24 protein-coding genes and 3 pseudogenes are annotated in these 21,845 nt (G+C 59.0%); all 27 read right to left on the bottom strand.

Features of this window, described 5'->3' with window-relative positions; genetic code table 11:
- Nucleotides 1-85 precede the first annotated feature (85 nt).
- The 27 genes and pseudogenes from fliQ to flgC all read right to left on the bottom strand — a co-directional run bounded on the left by fliQ (nt 86) and on the right by flgC (nt 21,845).
- Nucleotides 86-352 carry a flagellar biosynthesis protein FliQ gene (gene fliQ / locus ASD32_RS00770; protein WP_060636001.1) on the bottom strand — a complete coding sequence of 89 codons (267 nt, stop codon included), beginning with the start codon at nt 350-352 and terminating at the stop codon, nt 86-88.
- Between the two features lie 6 nt (nt 353-358).
- The gene (flgD, locus tag ASD32_RS00775) at nt 359-772 is read right to left on the bottom strand and encodes a flagellar hook assembly protein FlgD (RefSeq protein WP_060636002.1); all 414 of its coding nucleotides are present in this window, start codon (nt 770-772) and stop codon (nt 359-361) included.
- Nucleotides 763-1,212, bottom strand: coding sequence for a flagellar biosynthesis repressor FlbT (gene flbT, locus ASD32_RS00780; RefSeq protein ID WP_060636003.1), 450 nt, complete (start codon nt 1,210-1,212; stop codon nt 763-765). Before flbT ends, flgD begins: the two co-directional genes overlap by 10 nt.
- Nucleotides 1,209-1,556 (bottom strand): flagellar biosynthesis regulator FlaF, encoded by a 348-nt coding sequence (gene flaF, locus ASD32_RS00785; protein WP_060636004.1) that lies wholly within the window; start codon nt 1,554-1,556, stop codon nt 1,209-1,211. Before flaF ends, flbT begins: the two co-directional genes overlap by 4 nt.
- Before the next feature lie 37 nt (nt 1,557-1,593).
- Nucleotides 1,594-2,667, bottom strand: a complete 1,074-nt coding sequence (locus tag ASD32_RS00790; RefSeq protein ID WP_060636005.1) for a flagellar hook-associated family protein — start codon at nt 2,665-2,667, stop codon at nt 1,594-1,596.
- A 4-nt stretch (nt 2,668-2,671) separates the two neighbouring features.
- Entirely contained in the window at nt 2,672-4,114 is a 1,443-nt protein-coding gene (gene flgK, locus ASD32_RS00795) for a flagellar hook-associated protein FlgK (RefSeq protein WP_060636006.1), read from the bottom strand.
- Nucleotides 4,115-4,136: 22 nt separating this feature from the next.
- Nucleotides 4,137-5,351, bottom strand: a complete 1,215-nt coding sequence (locus ASD32_RS00800; protein WP_060636007.1) for a flagellar hook protein FlgE — start codon at nt 5,349-5,351, stop codon at nt 4,137-4,139.
- A 114-nt stretch (nt 5,352-5,465) separates the two neighbouring features.
- The gene (locus ASD32_RS00805) at nt 5,466-6,137 is read right to left on the bottom strand and encodes a response regulator transcription factor (RefSeq protein ID WP_060636008.1); all 672 of its coding nucleotides are present in this window, start codon (nt 6,135-6,137) and stop codon (nt 5,466-5,468) included.
- A gap of 280 nt (nt 6,138-6,417) precedes the next feature.
- Nucleotides 6,418-6,969: a transglycosylase SLT domain-containing protein gene (locus ASD32_RS00810; protein ID WP_060636009.1), complete on the bottom strand. Its 552-nt coding sequence runs from the start codon at nt 6,967-6,969 to the stop codon at nt 6,418-6,420.
- A complete protein-coding gene (locus ASD32_RS00815; protein ID WP_060636010.1) occupies nt 6,920-8,470 on the bottom strand; it encodes a flagellar hook-length control protein FliK in 1,551 nt (516 codons plus the stop codon). The genes ASD32_RS00810 and ASD32_RS00815 overlap by 50 nt, the downstream gene beginning before the upstream one ends.
- The gene (gene motC / locus ASD32_RS00820; RefSeq protein ID WP_060636011.1) at nt 8,467-9,774 is read right to left on the bottom strand and encodes a chemotaxis protein MotC; all 1,308 of its coding nucleotides are present in this window, start codon (nt 9,772-9,774) and stop codon (nt 8,467-8,469) included. Before motC ends, ASD32_RS00815 begins: the two co-directional genes overlap by 4 nt.
- A 5-nt stretch (nt 9,775-9,779) precedes the next feature.
- Nucleotides 9,780-10,970, bottom strand: a complete 1,191-nt coding sequence (locus ASD32_RS00825) for a flagellar motor protein MotB (RefSeq protein WP_060636012.1) — start codon at nt 10,968-10,970, stop codon at nt 9,780-9,782.
- On the bottom strand, nt 10,967-11,623 hold the full coding sequence (locus tag ASD32_RS00830) for a hypothetical protein (RefSeq protein ID WP_060636013.1): 657 nt from the start codon (nt 11,621-11,623) through the stop codon (nt 10,967-10,969). Before ASD32_RS00830 ends, ASD32_RS00825 begins: the two co-directional genes overlap by 4 nt.
- A 534-nt stretch (nt 11,624-12,157) precedes the next feature.
- On the bottom strand, nt 12,158-13,138 hold the full coding sequence (locus ASD32_RS00840; protein WP_060636015.1) for a flagellin: 981 nt from the start codon (nt 13,136-13,138) through the stop codon (nt 12,158-12,160).
- A gap of 338 nt (nt 13,139-13,476) precedes the next feature.
- Nucleotides 13,477-13,573, bottom strand: a pseudogene (locus tag ASD32_RS30510) (flagellin); the annotation flags it as partial.
- Nucleotide 13,574: 1 nt separating this feature from the next.
- A pseudogene (locus ASD32_RS00845) lies at nt 13,575-14,441 on the bottom strand (flagellin); the annotation flags it as partial.
- A 271-nt stretch (nt 14,442-14,712) separates the two neighbouring features.
- A partial coding sequence (locus ASD32_RS30515) for a flagellin (protein WP_280139397.1) occupies nt 14,713-14,809 on the bottom strand: 97 nt, incomplete at its 5' end.
- A gap of 3 nt (nt 14,810-14,812) precedes the next feature.
- Nucleotides 14,813-15,673 (bottom strand): annotated as a pseudogene (locus tag ASD32_RS00850) (flagellin); the annotation flags it as partial.
- A gap of 320 nt (nt 15,674-15,993) precedes the next feature.
- Nucleotides 15,994-16,731, bottom strand: a complete 738-nt coding sequence (gene fliP / locus ASD32_RS00855) for a flagellar type III secretion system pore protein FliP (RefSeq protein WP_060636016.1) — start codon at nt 16,729-16,731, stop codon at nt 15,994-15,996.
- A gap of 7 nt (nt 16,732-16,738) precedes the next feature.
- On the bottom strand, nt 16,739-17,284 hold the full coding sequence (locus ASD32_RS00860) for a flagellar basal body-associated FliL family protein (protein ID WP_060636017.1): 546 nt from the start codon (nt 17,282-17,284) through the stop codon (nt 16,739-16,741).
- Nucleotides 17,285-17,389: 105 nt separating this feature from the next.
- Nucleotides 17,390-18,100: a flagellar basal body L-ring protein FlgH gene (gene flgH, locus ASD32_RS00865; RefSeq protein WP_060636018.1), complete on the bottom strand. Its 711-nt coding sequence runs from the start codon at nt 18,098-18,100 to the stop codon at nt 17,390-17,392.
- Nucleotides 18,097-18,591: a MotE family protein gene (locus ASD32_RS00870; RefSeq protein WP_244490070.1), complete on the bottom strand. Its 495-nt coding sequence runs from the start codon at nt 18,589-18,591 to the stop codon at nt 18,097-18,099. Before ASD32_RS00870 ends, flgH begins: the two co-directional genes overlap by 4 nt.
- Nucleotides 18,592-18,638: 47 nt before the next feature.
- Complete coding sequence (locus ASD32_RS00875; RefSeq protein WP_244490071.1) at nt 18,639-19,703, bottom strand: flagellar basal body P-ring protein FlgI; 1,065 nt, start codon at nt 19,701-19,703, stop codon at nt 18,639-18,641.
- Nucleotides 19,704-19,750: 47 nt separating this feature from the next.
- The gene (gene flgA / locus ASD32_RS00880) at nt 19,751-20,272 is read right to left on the bottom strand and encodes a flagellar basal body P-ring formation chaperone FlgA (protein ID WP_060636241.1); all 522 of its coding nucleotides are present in this window, start codon (nt 20,270-20,272) and stop codon (nt 19,751-19,753) included.
- Between the two features lie 17 nt (nt 20,273-20,289).
- Entirely contained in the window at nt 20,290-21,078 is a 789-nt protein-coding gene (gene flgG / locus ASD32_RS00885) for a flagellar basal-body rod protein FlgG (RefSeq protein WP_060636020.1), read from the bottom strand.
- Between the two features lie 12 nt (nt 21,079-21,090).
- Nucleotides 21,091-21,426 (bottom strand): flagellar hook-basal body complex protein FliE, encoded by a 336-nt coding sequence (locus ASD32_RS00890; protein WP_060636021.1) that lies wholly within the window; start codon nt 21,424-21,426, stop codon nt 21,091-21,093.
- Entirely contained in the window at nt 21,426-21,845 is a 420-nt protein-coding gene (gene flgC, locus ASD32_RS00895; RefSeq protein WP_060636022.1) for a flagellar basal body rod protein FlgC, read from the bottom strand. The genes ASD32_RS00890 and flgC overlap by 1 nt, the downstream gene beginning before the upstream one ends.

Genomic DNA, 21,845 nt, shown 5'->3' on the forward strand with positions numbered 1-21,845 from the left:
AAACTTGCGCGAGGGTGGCATCGATGCGGGAAAGACAAGCAAACGCACTTTGCAAAGCGGCCGCCCGATGTGGCGCCTGCCCGGCTCAAAAGCCGGTTTGAATGCGGGAAAAGACGAGATCGGTGAAGATGGAAATCTGCGCGCCGACAAAGGAGGCAGACAGGGCAACGGTCACCAGCACAGCGAGAATTTTCGGCACGAAGGTCAGGGTCATTTCCTGAACCTGGGTCAACGCCTGGATGAAGGCGATGACGACGCCGACGACCATGGCGGCGACGACGGCGGGGCCGGAAGCGACGACCACTGTCCAGATCGCCGCCTGCACGATATCGAGGGCATCCGCCTCATTCATTGGCTATCACTTTATGGTAACACCCGGGCCGACGACAAGCTCCTTGCCGGTATCGAGCACCGCGATGATTCCATCCGAGTATAGCTTTACTTCCTTGACGATGCCAGTTGTCTTGCCATCGGCGCTGGTGACCGTCTTGCCGATCACCGCATTGGCTTCGCTGAGCGAGGTGCGCTGCAGGAGGCTCTCCAGATTGGTGTTGGTCTTGATCGTCTGCTCGACCTGCGAGAAGGTCGCAAGCTGGGCGATCTGCTGGGTCGAATCCATCGGCTGGGTCGGATCCTGGTTCTTCATCTGCGCCACGAGCAGCTTCAAAAAGCTGTCATAGTTAAGGCTTGCCTTGGCCTTGTCCGCACCTGATTCCGTGCCGGAGGCCGAGGGAAGATAACCATTGGCCGAATTGACGCCGCTTACCGCCATGGTGCGATCTCCTTGCGAATCTGTTCGATCGTTGCCGGGGTGATTTCCTGGTTGTTCAGGATTCTGTCTTCGAGCGCATAGAGACCGCGGATCGCCTTCAAGGCATCAAAAGCGCGGCCTTGCGTCACCATGCCGTCGATCTTCTTCAGCTCGGACACGATCTCTTCGTTCTTGAAGCAGGTCAAAAGCATGACGACCGACTTGCGGAACATGTTCGTCGATTGCTCGGCGCCTTCCGGATTGATCAGGATCATCTGGGCGATGAAATAGAGCTGCTTCAGCGGTGTGGTGGCGTCTTCCGGCTGCAGAACGTGGTTTTCAAGCAGGAATGTCACGTCATTCAGGAACTCGACGGCGACCTTGCGGTCGACACGCAGCACTGCCCCGTTGACAAAAATTCGTTCGCCGGATTTCAGCGAAATACGCAGTGTGCTTTTCATTTGAGTCCATCCCTGATGATGGTTGTGATATCAATAATGCCCTGGAAATTGGAGGATTCGCGTTTGCGGATCTTCTCTGTCTCACCGAGAATCCAGATGGCTATGGAAATAAGATTGGCGCGCAGTTCGTCGTTCAGCTGGTTGTCTGAAGCGCGAAGATCCTCGATGAACCGGATCCAGACCCGCCTTGTGTAGTAAATCGCCTCGATCGCTTCGCGCGAATAGCCCTTCTGCCGTTTTGCGGCTGAAAGTAGCACGATGGAGCGGTCGAGCACTTGCCGTTCGCGATCCTTGGAGTCGGCAACGCCATCCTCCATGATCTCGGCATATGAAAACTGATACATTCAGACATCCTTCATGTTTGTCCTGGTCCTCACCGCATCAGAGGAAATTAATCAAACTCAACTGCTGGAGCCGCGAGGTCAGCGTGTAGGAGGTCTCAAGCTGCGTCTGCAGGGTCTTCAGCATGGTGGACGCCGCGAAGGTATCGATACCTTCGAGATCCAGCTGGTGGGCCTTGACGATCTTGGTCTGCGCCTCGATCGATGTATTGGCCTTCTTGACGCGTTCCTGCGACAGGCCGAGATTGCTCTGCATGCTGATGAGGCCGGTCACGGCTTCGCCCATATAGCTCACGGCCTTGTCGGTCACCACGCCACGCACCTCGTCGCTCAGGCCAACGCTCAGGAGTTCCGTGGAGATCATGCTGGCGAGCGCGAATTTGCGTGCGCCTTCGGCATTGAGATTTGCCGAGCTTTGAATGACTTCGTTGGCGCTGATGCGGCTTGTCATGTTCTGGCTTGATGCATCCGACCAATCCGCCCATTTCGACCCCGCAACCGAGGGGTCCGCGTACATCGGTGCCAGCTTGTTGTCGATGAAATCGGTCATCTGCGCCTTGGTGAACTGGCTGACGGATGTCAGCGGCGGCACCTGGGCAGGCTGGGATGAAATGAACGACGACAGGGCGGCATTGTAGGAGGCCTTGGCGTCCGATGTTTCCGAGTATTCGGTGAACGGCTGCACATCGGTGTTGATGCCGGAAAACAGATATTCGCCATTCAGCGACGTGTTGGCCGCCGACGTGAACGTCGTCATCGCTGCCGTATTCTGGTCCTGCGCGATCTTCAAGAGGTCTGCGGTGCTGTTGTCGCGGAAGGCCATCAGCGAGGTCAGCGACTTCTGCGCCGCATCCTGCATGGTCTTCAAGGCTTCCTGCGAACCGGCAAGCCTTTGCGTGACGATGGAATTGGTGCTTTTCAACGTCGACAGCCGGTCGAGCTGCGAGGTGATATTGACGGACTTGGACGTCGATGCCCCGAGCGCCAGGCCATAATCCGCATGAACGCCGGTCGAGACCTCATCGTTCAGCTTCATCATTTCGACCTGACCCTTTTGAATGGTCAGGCGCATGGCGTTTTGCACGGCCAGATTGGAAACGAAAGACGTTTTCATGAATTTACCTTACAGCTTGTAGAAGGGCCGTCATCATGGCGTCCACCGTGCTGACCAATTTTGCCGAAGCCTTGTAGGACTGCTCGAGATCCAGCAGTTGCGACAATTCTTCATCGAGGCTGACGCCCGTGACATTGCTCAATGCATCCTGCGTCCGCGACAGCATGGCCATCTTGTTGTCATTGGCGGTCGATGCGCCGCTTCTGAGCTCTTCCAGCCAGCCGATCGAGGAGGCCGAAAAATCGAGGATGCTGCTGGAGCCATCGAGACCCGTGGACGGGTCGAACGACATGCTTGTGCCGAGCGACGTCACAAAACTATCGATCAGAGCCGTATAGCCGGAACTGCCTGTTGTATTCGACTTGTAGCCCGGGCCATTGAACCCACCGTCGCGGATCAGCGTCGGGTCGGTTGCGGCCAGCGGATTGATCGTCAGCGATGCCGCCATGCCGGGGATAGTGGTACCAGCCGCCGGGACCGTGCTGCCCGCCCAGGTGAAGAGACCCGGTTTTGCCGTTGTGGCCGGTGTGGTGTTTTCCTGAAACAGCGTCACCAGACCACGGGCGATTTCGTCGAGCTGCGACTGAAATTTCGGCGCTGTCTCGTCGCGCAACTGGAGCAGGCTGGCAAGCTTGCCCTCGCCCGACGTATCGGCGCCCTTGCCGGCCTTCAAGGCCACGCCATCGACATAGATCGCGTTACCGGCCGTGGTCGCGCCAAAACCGGGCGTCGCCTGAAACGTGACGGAGCGCGCGGTATTTTCAAACAGGACCGTGCCATCGGATGTGTAGATGACGGTGTCGTTGTTGGCGCGGGTCACCGTCGAGATACCGACGACTTCGGAAATCTGGCGAAGCAGCTTGTCGCGCTGGTCGAGCGCGTCGCTGGCATCGGCGCCGCTGGCCGTTGCGCCTTGGACCGCCCCATTGGCCTTTTCGAATTCGGCCAGCAATCCGTTCAGCTTCTTGACGGAGGCATCGATTTCCTTGTCGGCATCGTAGCGCACTTCCTGGACGGCAGCCGATGTCTTGTTCAGCGACTTGGCAAGGTCTGCCGCACTCGACACGGTTGTTGCTGCGATCGATGTGTTGCCGGGGGTCGCCGCATAGGTCTGCAGGCTGTCGCGGAAGGATTTTAGATAATTCGACGGCGAGGTTTCATAACCATTGCCGCCGAGTGCCGACTTCACAGCTTCCAGGCCCGTCAAGAGAGCGTCCTGGGCGGAAGCCTGCGAAATGCTCAGCGAGTGCTGTTTCATCAGCGCGTCGTTCTGGGCGCGCTGAATGGAGACGATCTGCGCACCGTTGCCGCTCGTGCCGAGCATGGCCATGCGGCGCGAATAATCCGCATTGCTCACATTCTGGATATTCTTCGAAACGAGAGCCGTCTGGGCCGCCGTGTTGTTGAATATCGTCTGTGCGGTGTTGATGGCTGAAGACAGCGACATGACGCAGACCGTACCTTTTCAATTAACGCTTGAGGTTCACAAGAACGTCCAGCAGATCCGCACCCGTCTGGAAAACCTTCGAGTTTGCCGTGTAGCTGCGCTGGGACTCGATCATCGCCGTCAACTCGTTGGCGATATCGACATTGGAGCCTTCGAGGGCACCGGACTGAATGCTGCCGAAATCGCCGGAGCCGGCAAAGCCGGTAACGATGACGCCGGAATCCACGCCCTGCGAATAGACGTTGCCCGACTGGGGAACGAGGTTGTCCGGGCTCTGGACATTGGCAAGGGCGACGCGGTAGCGCGGGTCGAGATTGCCGTTCTCGTACTTGACGTAGACGATACCGGCCTTGTCGATCTGATAGCCAGCCACCTTGCTCGGTGCGTTGCCATCGATCTTGCCGCCATCGGGATTGAACTTGTAGCCCAGCTGCGTCGTCTTGGTCAGATCGATGGTCAGCGAGGCAAGGTTTGCACCCGTGCCGGGAAGGCCGGGCATCGCGGTCGTTGTGACCGACGTGGCTGAGCCCGCTGCCAGGCTGCCGTCCGCATTGAAGCTCAGGTTGGCTGTGCCCAAATTCGTGCCGGATGTTCGATCAGTGACTGTGACCGTCCATGCATTATCGGCAGTCTTTTTGTAATTGAAGTCGAGCAGCCGGGAATTGCCCTGACTGTCGAAAACGCTCAACGACGTTGTGGATGCGTCCGTTGACGTCGTGTCGGCAGAGTTCAGGTTAGCACCCATGGCGCCCTTGGTCGAACCCTTGGCGACCAGGCCATCGGAGGAAAGATTGATCTTGGAAAGGCCATCAAAACCATTGACGACAACCGTCGGATCGACACCCTCCTGGTATTCATAGCCCATCAGGCTGTAACCGGCGGAATTGACCAGGTTACCATCACCATTCGGCGTGAAAGCGCCGGCACGGGTCAGGAAATTGTTGCCGTCGGCGCCGGAGACGATGAAGAAACCGCCGCCGCTGATGGCCATGTCGGTGCCGGAGGTCGTGTAGCTGGTCGGGCCCTGTTCCGAAATGCTGTACCGGATCTTGGTATCGACGCCGCCGGAATTATAGGAGCCGTTGCTTGTCGGCAGGATCAGCGAGGAGAACTCCGTCGATGCCCGCTTGTAGCCGGTGGTGTTGGCGTTGGCGATATTTTCCGCGACTGTTCCCAGGCGGTTTGCCTGCGCATTCATGCCGGAACCACCGGTTCGCATCATTCCGTAAAGACTCATGTCCGATCCTCGTTTTCGTCGTTATGGAAAGACTATGGGGCGGGCCTTGCGTGAACCTGTCTTGGGCACCGGTTTGGGGCGCCGGATGCCGCACATCCGGACCCCCGTTGCAGATCAGCTCCAGTCGATGCAGTAGCCAAGGAAACGCTTGGAATCGATGGGATCAAAACCCAGCCGCTTGCGCAGCTTCTTGCGCAGCTTGCTGATATGGCTTTCGACGACGTTCTCTTCGACGTCCTCATCGAAAATGCCGTAAATCGCGTTGAAAATCTGGGACTTGGATACACGGCGTCCGCGATTGGAGACCAGATATTCCAGAATGCGGCGCTCGCGGCGCGGCAAGGCGAAAACTTCACCCTGAACTTCCGGATCCCGGCCATCGGAAAACACCCGGATCGGGCCGATATCGGTGAAATTCACCAGGGCCTTCAGGCGGCGGCGGATCGCTGCGGCCCGCGCCAGGATTTCGCGGGGATGAACCGGCTTGCGCACGACATCATCGACACCACAGTCGAAGAACGCCAGCGTTGTTTCCAGAGACGGGCTGTCGCTGATTGCAATCACCGGTGCCGTCGAACGGTCCCGGATGGCGCGTGGAAGGCTCATGGCCTTTTCGCCCTGGCCGATCAGGAAAGCCTCGACCGCGTCGATATCGCTATCGGCCGCCTTCGAAACCCAATCGCCGAATTCGCTGGGATCGAACCCTTGAGAGGGCACGCCCTCGCGTCCGAACAGTGAAGTATATCCGTCTTTTACAAGCTCACGCTCATCAACCACTACGATCATTCGTCCGCCTCCGAATCAGTATCGCGTCTCTATGGTTAAGAGGTACGAATCGGGGGATTCATGAACAACTATGGAATGTGAGTGACTGAAATTAATAGTAGATTAAGATTTGTGTGCCGATTTGAACTAGATGTAGTGGCAATGTCCAATTCTGGCACTAAATTTCATGTGGAAACGTTAACAGCGTATTAAGAAACAGCTTGTGGTCATTTTTCTATCTCAATGTTGCCGCAATCCGTTGAAGCAGCAAAAGCGATTGTTAATTCACTCATAGATTGAGTTATTGGCAAAAATTCGTCGCGTTTGTTGTCCATTTTCCATAGCCGGTTGCGACCAGATTGGCGATGACCCGGCAGACATATTTCTTTTGCGCGGGATCATTGTTCGGTCCGGCGTGATAGCGAGCGACGGCCATGGTCCAGGTTTCGTGCCGGGCATGAAGATTGGAGAGGAATTTTGCCGCGTATTCGACATTCTTCCGCGGGTTCAGCATCTCGTCCGGCGATGTAAAATTCTCGCCATGGAAGTAATAATTGATCTGCATGCAACCAAGATCGATCAGCTTGGCCCCTTGCGCCCTGGCAGAGGCAAAGCGCTGAAGAACGTCTCCGGCGCTGTTTTCGAAATATGCCTTGCCCTCGATGTTCATGGCGAACGGCTGCAGCGATCCCTTTCTGCCGGTCTCCGTCAACCCGACGGAATAGAGGATGCCCTCGGGGATCTGATACTTCGCCGCCGCTGCCGTGATCTCGCTTTCGCAAACGCCTACATTTGCCTGCGCGTTACATATAGACATCACCAGTGCGGTTAAGCTCAGCCCCAGAAGACGCATCGCCCGTACCGTCATTGCCTGTCCACCTTTCGCGGCCCTGTTGCTGGCCGCCATTGTCATTGCGCTGACCGCGCGTGCCATCGCCGGCCGTTTCGCGGCCCTGCTGTCCAGCCTGGGGCTGGGCCTGCTGCTGCGCGGTGTTGCTGCCGGATGCATCGGAAGCATTGAAGACGATATTGACCTGATCGACGGCGAAGCCCTGCGCGCGCAAGGCCTTGACCATTGCGCTCTGATCGTCGCTCAACTGCCGGAAAGCATCGCCGGTCTCCACCTTGATCTCGACATGCAATTCATCGTCCTTGAGCCGCAGCGTCGCCGTGACCATGCCGAGGTCGATCGGGTGCATCTGGATCTTCAAGCTGTTGAGAACCTTGCCGGTCGCGGCCTGCGTCAAGGGTGTTTCCGCAGCGGCGCTTGGCTGAAGCGCACGGGCCCATTCCGGATTGCCGGCGATCTGGCTGGTGACAGCAGCTGCGTTGCCGGCGGGCGCCAGCCCGAGGTAGCGGCGCGCCTCCACGACGGTGACGGTCTCAGCCTTGGCTCCGGCAGCGGACGCCTCGTTCTTCGCCAAGGTCTTGTCGCCGTCCGAAGCCACGCTCATCGACACCGCCTGCCCTTTGCCATCGGCCCGCGCGAAGCGGAACACCTGGTCGGAACCGGCCTGGGTCGCATTCTTCACGGCGTTTTCATCACTGGCAGCGTGAGCGTCGGCTTTCGCCGCATCCTTAACGGCAGGCTTACCCTCGCCCGCGCGCTCTGCAAGCGCTTGGAATTCCGACATGGCCGGTGTCGTGTCCGCGCCAGTGGGTACATTTGTGGCCGCTGGTTTCAGGCTTGCATCGAGAAGGCTGAGCAACTGGCTGACATCGCCGGTTGCCACAGCAGCCGCATCGTCCGGCGGGGCCGTTACCAGAGCATCATCGGGCGTGCCGCCGCTGTGTTTGCCAGGGTTGGCTTGGGTATTTTTGATGAGGCCGGCGATCTTTTCACTGGCAGGCGCGTCGAGGGTCTTGCCCGCATCCTCGCCAATTCCAGAAAAGTCCGCCTGAGCCAAGGTGAATTTTTGCGCGTGATCGCCCTTTGCAGCCGGCGCTGCACCCTGCGCCGGGACGGTCTTGCCGGTGGCATGGAGGTCGGCCGCGTTGGAAGAGCCAAGGGAGGGTTTCATGAAGCGATTGTTGTCCGGTGCATCATCCTGCGGGGGCACGAGGCCGCTCGCTTCGTCGCCGAAAGCAGGCGTGTCGATGCCGCTCTCTCTGGACGATGCGGCAAGCGCTTCCGCCGCCGACTTGAGCGACGGAGTGGGATTGCCATCGGCACCTGATTTGCCGCTGATCGAGATCACCGGCTGCTTCTTCTTGCCGGCGTCGGCAAAGGCATTCTCGAAGGCGGACTTCTGATTGGCGGCGTCGAGATCCAGCGACTTGCCCGCGCCTTTGGCGCCAGCTTTGCCGGACCTTGCGGGACTTGCGCCCAGAAGGGTGTCGTCTACGAATGTCATTGTTGGTCTTCCCCCTTCAGGAGAGAATCAATCTCGTCGAGCTTCGAGCGGCCTGTGCTCAAAAACGCGTCGAGAACCGGATCAGCAGGCTCCTTTTCGGACAAGGCCGCTTGCGGCACCGCATCCGGTTGAGCCGCCTTCAAGGCCGCTTCCGATGCCGGTGTTGCAAACGGACTGTCGCCGCTGCCGGTAACTCCCCCGCCCTCCTCCATGGTCGTATCGGATTTGACATTAGAAACAGTTGCTTGCGTCAGGCTTTCTAATTCGGGCACGCGCAGCACTTCCTGCGCAACCACGTTTGCCGCCCGGCGCAAGGCGCGGTCCCTGGGCGACAACTCCGCTTCGGGAATGGCGCTGATATCCTTGACCGCTTCGAGAATGCCTTTGGAGGGAATGCCGACCAGACCGGAATAGAGGCTGGCCAGAGCCTTCGGGCCTGCATCCGCAACATCCGAAAGGTCCTGCGCCCGCGTCGAGGCGAGCGTTGCCAGTTCCTGCATACCACCGATCGCCGCACGGCGGGCAATGCGCAGATAGACCTCGCGCTGGCGGGGTTTGTCCATGAAGCCCAGAATTTCCTGGATCTTTGCTTCGGTCTCTTCGTTGTAATTGGCGACTGCCAGCTCGACAAAGACATCGGCAAACTGGCTGGCATAAGGAGACGTCAAAAACCGCCGGGCATAGGAAAGCGAATAGGCAAAGCCCTTCTGCGGCATGCCGCCACGGGTCGCCAGCGCAATCGAACGCCGCAAGGCAGCTTCCTCGATATTGGTGCCGGGAGATGTCAGCCGCGCCCAATCGTAATATTCGATCGACTTGACCGGATTCTGCTGCGCTGTGGCATTGCCCAGCACCAGATAGAGATAGGGTCCGACCCGAGAATTGCGGTATTCCGGAACGGCCTTGGCCAGGTTTTCGACCATCAGCCCGCCCTTACCGGCCAGATAATGGCTGAGTGCATCGACGACGCGGGTATCGAAATTGCCTTCGATATCGTGGTTGGCGAGATAGGACAGGGTTTCCGGATTGCCGCCGCTCATCGCATAGATAAAGGCCGCATCGACATTGCGCGGATCATTGAACACCGCTGTGTCGGCCTCGCGCAGCCGCTTGTCGACCGCCGCCAGCATGAAGCGCTGCATGTCGGCTGCGGAATGATCGCCAAGAACAATGGCGTCCTGGATGGCCTGCAGCGAACGCAGCATCTTGTACGGCGGCAGGTCTTCCGGCCCCTGCGCATGCGCCGCTACTGCCGGGCCGGCGGCACAAGCGCAGAGAAGGAGGGTGCGGATCGCCTTCAACATGACAATCAGCCCTGGTTCGTCTGCAGCAGGATTTCGATACGGCGATTGACCGGCGCCATCGGATCCTTGGTATCCTGCAGGCGCTTGTCGGCAAAGCCGCTGATCTGGCTGACGCGGTTCTCGGCAAGGCCGCCACGGACGAGCATGTAATAGGCGCTCTGGGCGCGGTCGGACGAGAGCCGCCAATTGTCATAGGCGCCCCGCTTGAACGGCCGCGCGTCGGTATGGCCGCGAATGGCGATGGCGCCGCTGCGGGCAGACAGGAGCTTGCCGATCTTTTCCATGGCAATGACCATGTCTCTTTCCGGAACGGCAGAACCGAGCCCGAACATCGGCGTATTCGCCTGTTCGCTGATCGTCACCAGAAGCCCGCCTTCGGTCGGCGTGACCAGCAGCCCCTCGGCAAGCTTGCCGGCTGAGCCGCCGATTTCCTTCTCGATATCGGCCTTCAGGGATTTGGCGGCGTCCTCGCCAGCCTTTGTGGTTGTGGCTGCATCTGCCGGCTGCGCGATTGCCGCGTCAGCCTGGTCCTTGCCTGCCTCAGGCTTCGTCTTCGTTTCGTCTGTCGAACCGTTTCCGGCTTTGGCCTCCAGGCTGTCGCCGCCCTTTTCGGCGTTCTGCAGCTCGACCTGCTTGGTCCAGAAATCCGGGTCGAACGGGTCACGATAGGCTTCGCCGCCATCGGCGCCGGTCGCAGGCCCAGATGTCGATGCGCCGCCCTCACCCTTGGCACTGATATTGGCGTTGCGCCCGGTCTCGTTGACGATCTCGGACATCACCGAATAGGGATTTTCGAAGAAGTCCGCGTCGGAATATTGGGTTTCCTCGCCGGAGGTCGCCGTCATGTCGTCGCCGTTTTTCGCCGATCCGCCCGTCTTCGTTTCGGTGCCATCGACCTTTGACTTCATCTGGTCTTCTTCGCCCTTGGCATCCTTGGCCGGCTGCTTGACGCCCTTTTCCGAGGGCTTGGCATCGGTCAGTTGCACCGGGTTGAAATAGGATGCGAGCGCCGCCTTGGTCTGCGGATTGGCGGCGTTGATCAGCCACATGACGAGAAAGAACGCCATCATCGCCGTCATGAAGTCGGCATAGGCAATCTTCCAGGCGCCGCCATGGTGGCCATCATGCCCGCCGCTATGGCGCTTGATGATGATGATTTCGTTCTTGCCGTGGTGATGGCCTTCGTTCTCGCTCATGCCAGCACCTTGCCAACGGTATCGGCCCAAGCGGCCATGCGCGTCACCAGAATGGAATCACCGAACTCGACCGAAAGATCGATATCGTCGGCTTCCTGATGGCGGAAAACCAGGGTTTCGTCATCGAGATGCCGCTTCAGCGCCTCGAACTGGGTGACCGGACCCTTTACCAGGATCTTTGCGCCGTCGCCGGCACCCACGGACTGCGTGATCACCCGGGCGAGATCGGCAATGGATTTCTGCACCAGCACGTCATTCATGACCGGGGCCAGCACCCGCGCCGTCTGGTCCGACATCATGGTTACCAGCTGCGATCCCATATCGGAAAAACGGTCATAGATCATGGCGGCAATTTCGTTTTCACACCGCACGCGCATGGCGTCCAGTTCGGCAGCGTGGCGCGCGGACAAGGCGGCAATTTCGGCCTCCCGAAGTGCCTGCTGCTCGCCTTCAGCTTCGCGGCGCCCCTGCGCAAACGCCTCGCGGCGCTCAGCGTCAATGTCGATCTGCGGCTGCACCGGCGGCTTCATGGCAAACGTACCGTTGGCCGGAAAGTCGTCGTCCAGGTCCGGAAAATACCGGGGTGGAAGCAGGGACAGTTCGACTTTCGGGGCGCTGAAATCCTTGAGATAACGCGAAATGGACGCGGTCATCGGCGGCCTCCCGTAACCGGGGCCACGGCCAGGCCGGCTGCCCGTTTTTGTGCGGACGGCAGGGGCCTGAAAAGCCTGAGAACATAAGACTGTGACACTTCCGGAATGTCTCCCCAAGGACCCTGTGGGAGCGGGAGTGCCGCAGGGCCCGAACATTTTCAATCCGTACCAGCCCGGCGCCGGACGAACCGGCAGCGCAGGCGGTATACAAAGGCAACACAACAATCATGTCGGCTGGCAACCCGGATGAGGATGGTTGCGATTGAAGACTATCCGGTCAAACTTGTGCGAAAATGTAGGTCACGGGATATATCCGGGTCTGGCGGGAAAGTCCGCCGTGATATCGGCCTTAAGGACAAGACCGGTCAACCGGAATAAGGTGTTGGACCGCGCCTGGGCAATGAGCGCGGTCCAACCGTTTCCACCTGCCGATGACCGCGGCTTGGCGGAAAAGTCTTCGCGGCCCCGAAAAAGGGAGCAGCGATGGGACATGCGCGAACCGGTTTCGTGCCCGCCGGTCCGGCGCATCTGCGCTTACTGCTGGAACAGGCGCAGGATGTTTTCAGAGTTGGTATTGGCGATCGACAGGGCCTGGACGCCGAGCTGCTGCTGCGTCTGAAGCGCCTTGAGGCGGGTCGATTCCTCGTTCATGTCCGCATCCACCAGGCGGCCGACGCCCTTGTCGATCACGTCCATCAGATTGGCGACGAAGTTTTCCTGCATGTCGATGCGGCTGGTGATGGCGCCGAGCGTTGAGGCGGCATCGGTCAGGCTGCTCAGCATGGCGTCAACGGCGCTGATCATGCCGTCAATGTCATTGTCGCTCGTGGCTGTGGTCAGGGTCACCAGCTTCGAGTTCGTTGGCGCGGTGCCGCCTTCAGCGAGGAGGAGATGGTAGGTCGCGTTTGCAGTGCCGGTGGCGGATGCCGTGCCGACCGGCTGGGACACCTTGACGGCCTTGGTCAACTGGCCGAGCGAGGCGTTCTTGGTATCGATCAGGATCGATGCAGCCGTGTTGTAGTCCAGGGTCGAAACGGACACGTTGCCGCTGGTCGAACGGTTAAAGGAGGCCACGACCGATTTGGTGCCGGCCGGCGTGGTGCTGTCATTGTAGAGCCAGTTCTCGCCCGAGAAGGAGGCGGATTCTGCGGCGGATGCCAGCTGGTTCTTCAGCTCGCTCAGTTCCTTGTTGATCTTGGTCTTGTCGACACCCGGTTCGCGCGCGGCGACCAGCTTGGCCTTGATCTCGGAGACGACATCGATGGCCGAGCTCATACCGGCATAGGACGTATCGATCTTTGCCGCACCCAGTCCGAGTGCATCCTGCACCGTTGAAAGGGCCGCATTGTCCGAACGCATGGTGGTCGCGATAGACCAGTAGGCGGCGTTGTCCGCTGCCGTTTCGACGCGGTAGCCGGAGGAAATGCGGTTTTGCACTTCTTCCATATTTGAATTGATGGAACGCAAAGTTTGAAGGGCGGCCATAGCCGCCGAATTGGTCAAAATGCTGGTCATTTGGTCATTGCCCCAGTTTGATTTTAAACGGAACATTCCGGGTGATGACCGGCAGCGACGGGACCAGCGTCATGCAAACTGCCCTATGTTTAGCCCAAGGACAGCCTATCGCTCTTAACGAACACTTAACAACGGTATGGTTAACAAATCCTTAAGTGCGTTAGCAAGTGCGTAATAAAAATGAACGAAAATAAATCTTCGTTGCGCGATCGTTAATGGCGGCTGGACCAGACCTGCGCACATGAAAAAACCGCGCCCTTTGCGGGGCGCGGTCCTTGGAATAAACGGCTGACTGATGAAGAAACCGGCCAGCCGCGAACGCGTCCTGCCTGTTCCGATTAACGGAAGAGCGAGAGGATGGTTTCCGAGTTGGAGTTGGCGATCGAGAGCGCCTGGATGCCGAGCTGCTGCTGTGTCTGCAGAGCCTTGAGGCGGNTTCTTCGTTCATGTCGGCATCAACGAGGCGGCCGACACCCTTGTCGATCACGTCCATCAGGTCGGCCATGAAGTCGTCCTGCATCGAGATGCGCTTGTTGGTCGCACCGAGTGTTGCTGCAGCGTCCGTGGCATCGCCCAGGATCTTGTCAACAACGCTGATCATGGCTTCGACGTCAGCGTCGCTGGTATCTGCGGCCAGCTTGATTTCCGAGCCAACATTGCTGACCGTCGAATCGGCATCGATCAGGTAGAAGTTCTGAGCAGCGGACGACGGAGGCGACTTCTGCAGCAGGGTCGCATCGAAGGTTTTGGTCAAAAGGCCGTTTGCTGCGGTTTTGGTGTCGATCAGAACCGATGTCGCAGCATCGAACTTCAGAACGCCGACTGCAACGTTGCCAGAAGAGTCACGCGTGAACGAGCCGACCATTTCCTTGGTGCCAATAGCAGTCGCTGAGTCGTTATAGAGCCAGTTTTCACCGGAGAAGGAAGCCGACTGAGCTGTCGAGGACAGCTGGTTCTTCAGTTCCGTCAGTTCCTTGTTGATCTTCAGCTTGTCAACGCCCGGCTCGCGCGAAGCAACCAGCTTGGCCTTGATTTCGGAGATGACTTCGATCGCTGAATTCAAACCGGTGTAAGCCGTGTCCGTCTTGGCGGCACCGAGACCGAGAGCGTCCTGAACGGTGGAGAGAGCCTTGTTGTCCGACTTCATGGTCGTTGCGATCGACCAGTAGGCGGCGTTGTCGGCAGCGGTTTCGACGCGCAGGCCGGAAGAGACGCGGCCCTGGGTCATTTCCATGCCGGAATTGATCGAACGCAGGGTCGAGAGTGCTGCCATTGCAGCCGAATTGGTGAGAATGCTCGTCATAGGAATACTGCCCCTTTTGAACAGATGAAATGGAAGGGACATTCCGGTCGGTACCGGGAAACAGCGGCCAGCTTCATGCCTGTTAACCTGTTAATTTCCTTGGTTAACCCGCCGTTTCGATGGGCATAGAAAACACCAACATAGTTAAGGAAAAACTAAAGGCCGCAAAGTTTTTCAAACATAAAAAAACCGCACCTCTTTCGAGATGCGGTTTCGATAGGTCGCGGTACCCGCCGTTTGGGGGGGATGGCGGGCCCGCGCCGTTTTTCGATTAACGGAACAGCGACAGGATGTTCTGCGAGTCCGAGTTGGCGATCGAGAGCGCCTGGATGCCGAGCTGCTGCTGTGTCTGCAGAGCCTTGAGGCGGNNNCTCTTCGTTCATGTCGGCATCGACGAGGCGGCCGACACCCTTGTCGATCACGTCCATGAGGTCGGCCATGAAGTCGTCCTGCATCGAGATGCGCTTGTTGGTCGCGCCTAGCGTTGCGGCCGAGTCTGTCAGGTTCGTCAACATCTTGTCGACGGCACTGATCATGCCTTCGATGTTGTCATCGGAGGTGGATGCCGTCAATTCGATGACCGAACCCGTAGCACCCGATGCGCCAGCAGTGCTGACCAGGCGGTAAGTCGCGGAGGCAGTCGATGCACCGCTCGGCTGGGTGACGGTGATGTCCTTCGTCAGCTGACCCTTGGAAGCGTCCTTGGTGTCAATCAGAACCGATGTCGAAGCATCGAACTTCAGGACGCCGACGGCAACGTTGCCTGCTGCGTCACGTGTGAACGAACCGACCATTTCCTTGGTGCCAACGGCAGTCGCTGTGTCGTTGTAGAGCCAGTTTTCACCGGAGAAGGATGCAGACGTCGCCGTCGAAACCAGCTGGTTCTTGAGTTCTGTCAGTTCCTTGTTGATCTTCAGCTTGTCAACGCCCGGCTCGCGGGCAGCAACCAGCTTGGACTTGATTTCAGAAACGACGTCGATCGCTGCGTTCAAACCGGTGTAAGCCGTGTCCGTCTTGGCAGCGCCGAGACCGAGAGCGTCCTGAACCGTGGAAAGCGCCTTGTTGTCGGACTTCATGGTCGTTGCGATCGACCAGTAAGCAGCATTGTCAGAGGCGTCGCCAACCTTCAGGCCGGACGAAATGCGGCCCTGGGTCGTTTCCATGTCCGAGCTGATGGAGCGCAGCGTGGAGAGTGCTGCCATTGCAGAAGAGTTTGTCAGGATGCTTGTCATTGGGGTTGTCCCTCTAGATACAAAATACAAGATTGGGGACATACCGGACTAAAATACTTACCGGTGATAACGGCTCGGCATCATGCCACTCGGCTCCTGTTGGTCAGGAAGTCCAAATCCGTTATGTGAGGGTAATGTCGCAGGCAAACATTGCGATATGTTTAAATGGCCCGCAGACAGACGTGCGAAGTCCCATGCCGGCACTAACGGCACGGATCGTGCGCAAATTTAAATTAAATATACAAATCAATGACTTATGAGTTTTTGGCCGTACGCATTCCGCTCTAAAAAGAGACGGAACGTTAACCATGCCAACCGGTTCAGTTGAACGATCGTACCAGGCTGCCGACCAGGAGGTTCCAGCCGTCGATGAGGACGAAGAACAGGATCTTGAACGGCAGCGAGATCGAGGTGGGCGGCAGCATCATCATCCCCATCGCCATGGTGATGGTGGCGACGATCAGGTCGATCACCAGGAACGGCAGCATGATCAAAAAGCCGATCTCGAACCCGCGCCTGATCTCCGAAATCATGAACGCCGGCACGACGGCGCGCAGATCGACCCTGTCGCCAACGACGACCGTCTGTCCCTTTTCCTGGGCGATATCGATGAACAGCTGCAGATCCTTGTCGCGCGTGTTGGCGAGCATGAATTCGCGGAACGGCTCGGCGATACGCGTCATCGCCTCGGTTTCGTTGATCTGGTTCTGCAGGAGAGGATTGACGCCATTCTGCCAGGCACGGTCAAACGTCGGAGCCATGACGTAGAAGGTCATGAACAGCGCAAGGCTGACCATGATCATGTTGGAGGGTGTCGTCGCCAGCCCCATGCCGGTGCGCAGGATCGCAAACGCGATGACGAAGCGTGGAAAGCTCGTCACCATGATGAGAATGCCGGGAGCGACCGACAGGACGGTCAGAAGCCCGAAGGTGCGGATGATCCAGGATGCCACCGAGCCGTCGATAGGCGTGTTGAGGATATCGGCGGGAAAGCCTTGCGCTCCCGCGATACCCGACATCGCCAGCATGGCGGCTATGAATGCGATAGTCCGGATCATGAGCGAATCATTGAATTACAAATGTCCTGAAGATGACATTGGTTACGCGCCCTTCCGAGCGAAGGTCAACCCGTTCTTCGATGTCATCCTTGAGATACTGAAATCCGCGCGGTCCCTGGATCTGCTGCAGCGACACCGTTTTGAGATAGGCGGCAATGTCCTGATGGATCTGCTCGGCCATTGCAACATCGGGCGCGCCCTTGAAAAGCAGAGCAACTTCAAGCCGGATCCAGTTTTCGGTGGGATAGGCAAGATTGGTGGTGATCGCATCCAGCTGGACGACGCCATTGGCTTCGGTTGCGATTTTCGGCAGTCCTTCGTCTTTTTTGCTGGCTTCGCCCTCCGGTTTCTCCCCGGCTTTCTTCAAAGCGATCGCGGCCTTGGCGTCGTCGACGAGCTTGGCTTCCTCGGTGCTGAGCGGCTTGGGCGCCAGCATGCCGCCGATCAGCCAACCGCCGCCGCCGGCGATCAATGTCAGGACCGCGAGCGCCGCGATCAGGATGACCGGCGATGACTTCTTCGGGCCGGCATGGGCGAGATCGGCATCTTCCATCGTCAAAATCCATCAAGAGTGGGCGGCAAGCCGCGCCGCGCGTCCTGCATGACGCGCTGTGGCCGCCGGGATAATTTACATTTGCCGCACAGCGTTGCCGGGCCGTCAGATCGGCGAAACGATGTCCATGACCTGCTGACCCCATGGCGGCTGCTGGACTTCGGTCAACCGGCCGCGTCCGCCGTAGGAAATACGAGCTTCGGCGATCTTCTCGTAGGAGATCATGTTCTTCGCATCGACGTCGTAGGGCCGGACGATGCCGGCGACGTTGAGAATGCGGATTTCGTGGTTGACCCGCACTTCCTGGGACCCGCTGATCAGCAAGTTGCCGTTTTCGAGCACGCCGGTGACGACGGCCGCGACAAGCAGGACAAGCTTTTCGGAGCGCTCCGTCGTGCCCTCACCCTTGGATTTGGTGTTGGAACCATAGTCCAGCCCGCCATTCCAGCCGAAGTCGCTCGTCTGGGATTTACCATTGGCACCGATTTTGAAACCACTGTCATTGGTGCGGCTTCGATCCGTCTTGTTGTCGAAGGATGCCTTGTCGTCGATCCGGATATCGACCGTCAGGATATCGCCGACCTTCAATGCACGCGCGTCCTTGAACAGGGCGGACTGGTTGTCGCTCCAGAGCGAATAGCCGTTCATGACCTGGCGCGGCTCTTTCGGATACATCGCCATCTGCGGCGTCTGGGCATATTGCAGGCCGCTGCCGATCGGGCTCATGGCCGGAGCGCGGCCAATTTCGCTGATGGCCTGGTTCTGGCATCCCGACAGCAGGCTTACGGCGAGAAGAACCGGAATTGGATATCTCATGACGGTTCCTTCGATGTGTCCGGGTCTGTGGCGCTGGAAATGACGTTGGTGACGACCGCCGCCTTCTCATTGCTCATTTCACTGAGGATAAGGCTCGACTGGCGTGGCGGAAGCTGCATGAGGATGGCGGCTGCGACGCCGGGATTGACAAGCTCGAGCTTGCTCGCCGCCGCATCCGCCTTCATGGTCTTGTAGATGCCCACAAGCCCGATCTGGGCCTGCTTGAGAAAATCGTTACGGCGTTTCAGCCAGTCTTCGTATTCGGAGCGGCGCTTTTCAAGCGTCGCAATGCGTTCGTCGATATCGAACTGCAGCTTCTCGAGGTCCTTCTTCTGCAACAGATAGCGCTGGTCGCGCGCGGCATCGGCAATATTGGTGCAGAACTGCTGGATCTCGTCGCCATTGGCCGGGATGCCAACGGCCGGGGCGGCAACTTCCTGCGCAAAGGCGCCGGGAATGACCAGCATCGTGCAGCCGGCGGCGATCAGCATCAGACGGCGGCGAAGGCCACTCGAAGGGGAGGAAAGACGATATGTCATCATTGCAGGACAAGCTCCGCCTGAAGGGCACCGGCTGTCTTGATGCCCTGGAGAATGGAAATGATGCCGTCCGGTTTTACCCCGATACTGTTGAGGCCGGCCACGAGCGAACGCAGATTGGAACCGTTAAGGATTGCGACAGTGCCGCCATCCTCTGAGGCCTGGATGGTCGTATTCGGTTCGATCTCGGTGCGGCCGCGCGAAAACGGCTCAGGCTGCACCACGGTCGGCGTTTCCGTCACCTGGACCGTCAACGTCCCGTAACTGACGGCGACCTGATTGATCCGCACGTCCTGACCGATAACGATCGTGCCGGTTCGCTCGTTGATGACGACGCGCGCCGGCACATCGGTCTCGACGACGAGGTTTTCGATATCGGCCATCAGCCGGGAAAGATCGGCCATCTTCGGCTTGTCGATCACCACCGCTTGGGAATCACGGGCCTCGGCGATATTGCCGCCGAACTGGGTCTTGCCGTATCGGTTGATGGCCGCAGCCATGCCGACCGCCGTCGAAAAGTCCGGATTTCGCAGCTGCAGAACCAGATTGAACCCGTCCTTGAACTTGGCCGGCAGTTCGCGCTCGATGATCGCGCCATTGGGAACGCGGCCGGATGTGGTGATCCCTTGCGTGACGGAGGCGGCGTCGCCCTGTGCGCTGAAACCGGTAACGACGACCGACCCCTGCGCTACCGCATAGATCTGCCCGTCGGCTCCTGAAAGCGACGTCATGACCAGCGTACCGCCGCGCAGAGAGGTGGAATCGCCCAGCGAGCCGACGGTAACGTCGATGCGGCTGCCGGGGCTGGCAAACGGCGGCAGGTTGGCCGTCACGAGGACAGCGGCGATATTCTTCGAGCGGGATTCGTTATCCTGCGTCGAGATGCCGAGATTCTGCAGCATGGCGCGCAGCGACTGCGCGGTAAACGGCGCGGAGCGCAGGCTATCGCCGGTGCCCTGCAGGCCGACCACCAGACCGTAGCCGATCAGCTGGTTTTCGCGGCCCGACTGCAGCGAGGCGATGTCCTTGATGCGCGAGGCGGCCTGCGCCGGCGCGATCGTCATCGAAAGAACGGCTGCAACTGCCAGGCACCATTTGCCGAAACGAAAGATCATTTTGCCACCACGTGAATTGTACCGTCGTCCATCACCGTTCCGGAGACGATGATGCCGGAATCGGTGTTGCGCACCCGGATCAAGTCGCCGACTGCGGCATTCTCCAGCGGGGCGCCGCCGGCAGTGATCGTCAGGGGGCCGTTGGAAAAGACAATCCGGACGGCCTTGCCGCGTTCCACCGCATAGGGTTCGCGCAGGGCCGAGACCAGAATGACGCGCCCCTGAAGCAGGGTCCGGCTCGTTACCTTGCCGGTGACCTGGTCGGTCGAGACGGCATAATCGCCGGTCAGAGCGGGATTGGTCACCTCGACCTCTTCCAGCCTGTGGGCATCGATGATTTCGCCCGGATAGATCGTCTGGGTCGGAATGACGGCCATGCGTTTTTCGGCCAGAGCAGGATGCGAAGACAGCAGCCCGGCAGAGATTACCCCGGTCACGGCCAGCGCCCGCAGCAGGCGGTCTGCGCGGGTCGTGGCGGCTTTGAGAAGCGGCACATTGGCAGTCCGGCGAAACGTCATGTTTGCCATTCCCTCTTTTATCTCAGGTTCTTGCTGACCGTCGCAGCCATTTCGTCGGCGGCCTGGATGATCTTGGAGTTCATTTCATAGGCGCGCTGGGCCGAGATCAGATCGGTGATTTCCTTGACCGGATCGACATTCGACGCTTCGAGATATTTCTGCTTGATCTGGGCGTAGCCCGGGTCGGCCGGCGTCCCGATGACGGGCTCGCCGGATGCCGGCGTCTGCTTGAAGAGATTGTCGCCCTGCGGCTCAAGGCCCGCCTCGTTGACGAAGTTGGCGATCGTCAGCTGGCCAAGCACGGTCGGAATGGTGTCATTGCCGACGCGGACCGAGACCTCGCCGGATGCGCTGACAGTAATTTCGCTGGCATTCGGCGGTACGGTAATCTCCGGCACGACCGTATATCCGTCGATGGTTACGATCTGGCCGTCGGCATTGGTGTTGAACGCACCGGCGCGGGTATAGGCCGTTTCGCCATCCGGGGTCTCGATCTGGAACCAGCCGCGTCCGACCAGCGCCATGTCCAGATTGTTGCCGGTGCTGATCAGGCTGCCTTGCAGATGCAGATTGCGCACGGCGGAGGTCTGAACGCCGAGGCCGATAATGGCGCCTTCGGGAACAATCGCCTGGTTGGCGCGATTTGGTACGCCCTGGGCGCGCTCGGTCTGGTAGAGAAGGTCGGAGAATTCCGCCCGCGCGCGCTTGTAGCCGGTGGTATTGATGTTCGCGATATTGTTCGCGATCACTTCCAGGTTCAACTGCTGGGCGTTCATGCCTGTCGCGGCGATCGAAAGAGCCTTCATTGTATTTTTCCTTTAGATCGGCATGCGTGCGATTTCGAGATAGGCGCTGACGACCTTGTCCCGGATGGCGATGGCGGTTTGCAGCGACTGTTCGGCATTCATGACGGAATCGATGACTTCGCGGGTATTGGCCTCGCCGCGGATACCCTGGATCGAATTGACTTCGGACTGTCTCAGGCCGTTGGTCATCTCTGTCGCCATATTGCCCATGACTTCGGCAAAGCTCTGCGTCTTGCCCGCCGTGGCAGCGCCGCCGAGAATGCTCTGCGCCGACGAGGCGCCGGATGTCGAGGTCACATCCTTGACGGTCGAGATGGCTGCGCTGATGGTTTTGATTGCGTCGATCATTATTGCGATGCCCTGAGAAGGTCGATTGTTGCGGAGATCAGGTCGCGTGCCTGCTTCGTGGTCTGGAGATTGGCCTCATAGGAACGGTTTGCTTCCCGCATGTCGGCCATTTCGATCAGCACGTTGACGTTCGGCATCTTGACCATGCCCTTGTCATCGGCGGCCGGATTGCCCGGATCGAATTCGACGGAGAAGTCGGAATCGTCGGTCCCCAGACGCTGAACCTCAACGGTGGAGGCACCGCTGGCGCGGTCGATTTCCGCAGCGAAACTGACCGTCTTGCGGCGGTATGGGTCGAGGCCTGGCGCATCGCCCGACGAGCGCGCATTGGCGATGTTTTCCGAAACGATGCGCAGGCGCGTCGATTCCGCTTCGAGGCCGGATGCCGAGACTTTGAGAGCTGAGACCAGAGGATCCAT

Origin of the sequence: Rhizobium sp. Root483D2, assembly GCF_001426685.1 — a bacterium.
Classification (GTDB): domain Bacteria; phylum Pseudomonadota; class Alphaproteobacteria; order Rhizobiales; family Rhizobiaceae; genus Pararhizobium; species Pararhizobium qamdonense.

Excerpts from the sequence above, each read along its gene's own strand:
- fliQ (WP_060636001.1), bottom strand. The coding sequence starts at position 352 with ATGAATGAGGCGGATGCCCTCGATATCGTGCAGGCGGCGATCTGGACA.
- ASD32_RS00790 (WP_060636005.1), bottom strand. The coding sequence starts at position 2,667 with ATGAAAACGTCTTTCGTTTCCAATCTGGCCGTGCAAAACGCCATGCGC.
- ASD32_RS00810 (WP_060636009.1), bottom strand. The coding sequence starts at position 6,969 with ATGCGTCTTCTGGGGCTGAGCTTAACCGCACTGGTGATGTCTATATGT.
- ASD32_RS00800 (WP_060636007.1), bottom strand. The coding sequence starts at position 5,351 with ATGAGTCTTTACGGAATGATGCGAACCGGTGGTTCCGGCATGAATGCG.
- ASD32_RS00860 (WP_060636017.1), bottom strand. The coding sequence starts at position 17,284 with ATGGAAGATGCCGATCTCGCCCATGCCGGCCCGAAGAAGTCATCGCCG.
- ASD32_RS00870 (WP_244490070.1), bottom strand. The coding sequence starts at position 18,591 with ATGCTGATCGCCGCCGGCTGCACGATGCTGGTCATTCCCGGCGCCTTT.
- flgC (WP_060636022.1), bottom strand. The coding sequence starts at position 21,845 with ATGGATCCTCTGGTCTCAGCTCTCAAAGTCTCGGCATCCGGCCTCGAA.
- ASD32_RS00815 (WP_060636010.1), bottom strand. The coding sequence starts at position 8,470 with ATGACATTCGTAGACGACACCCTTCTGGGCGCAAGTCCCGCAAGGTCC.
- flbT (WP_060636003.1), bottom strand. The coding sequence starts at position 1,212 with ATGAAAAGCACACTGCGTATTTCGCTGAAATCCGGCGAACGAATTTTT.
- fliP (WP_060636016.1), bottom strand. The coding sequence starts at position 16,731 with ATGATCCGGACTATCGCATTCATAGCCGCCATGCTGGCGATGTCGGGT.
- ASD32_RS00890 (WP_060636021.1), bottom strand. The coding sequence starts at position 21,426 with ATGATCGACGCAATCAAAACCATCAGCGCAGCCATCTCGACCGTCAAG.
- flaF (WP_060636004.1), bottom strand. The coding sequence starts at position 1,556 with ATGTATCAGTTTTCATATGCCGAGATCATGGAGGATGGCGTTGCCGAC.
- flgG (WP_060636020.1), bottom strand. The coding sequence starts at position 21,078 with ATGAAGGCTCTTTCGATCGCCGCGACAGGCATGAACGCCCAGCAGTTG.
- ASD32_RS00875 (WP_244490071.1), bottom strand. The coding sequence starts at position 19,703 with ATGACGATCGCGCCGGCGCAGGCCGCCTCGCGCATCAAGGACATCGCC.
- ASD32_RS00840 (WP_060636015.1), bottom strand. The coding sequence starts at position 13,138 with ATGACCAGCATTTTGACCAATTCGGCGGCTATGGCCGCCCTTCAAACT.
- ASD32_RS00825 (WP_060636012.1), bottom strand. The coding sequence starts at position 10,970 with ATGAGCGAGAACGAAGGCCATCACCACGGCAAGAACGAAATCATCATC.
- flgD (WP_060636002.1), bottom strand. The coding sequence starts at position 772 with ATGGCGGTAAGCGGCGTCAATTCGGCCAATGGTTATCTTCCCTCGGCC.
- flgA (WP_060636241.1), bottom strand. The coding sequence starts at position 20,272 with ATGACGTTTCGCCGGACTGCCAATGTGCCGCTTCTCAAAGCCGCCACG.
- motC (WP_060636011.1), bottom strand. The coding sequence starts at position 9,774 with ATGTTGAAGGCGATCCGCACCCTCCTTCTCTGCGCTTGTGCCGCCGGC.
- flgK (WP_060636006.1), bottom strand. The coding sequence starts at position 4,114 with ATGTCGCTGTCTTCAGCCATCAACACCGCACAGACGATATTCAACAAC.
- ASD32_RS00805 (WP_060636008.1), bottom strand. The coding sequence starts at position 6,137 with ATGATCGTAGTGGTTGATGAGCGTGAGCTTGTAAAAGACGGATATACT.
- ASD32_RS00830 (WP_060636013.1), bottom strand. The coding sequence starts at position 11,623 with ATGACCGCGTCCATTTCGCGTTATCTCAAGGATTTCAGCGCCCCGAAA.
- flgH (WP_060636018.1), bottom strand. The coding sequence starts at position 18,100 with ATGAGATATCCAATTCCGGTTCTTCTCGCCGTAAGCCTGCTGTCGGGA.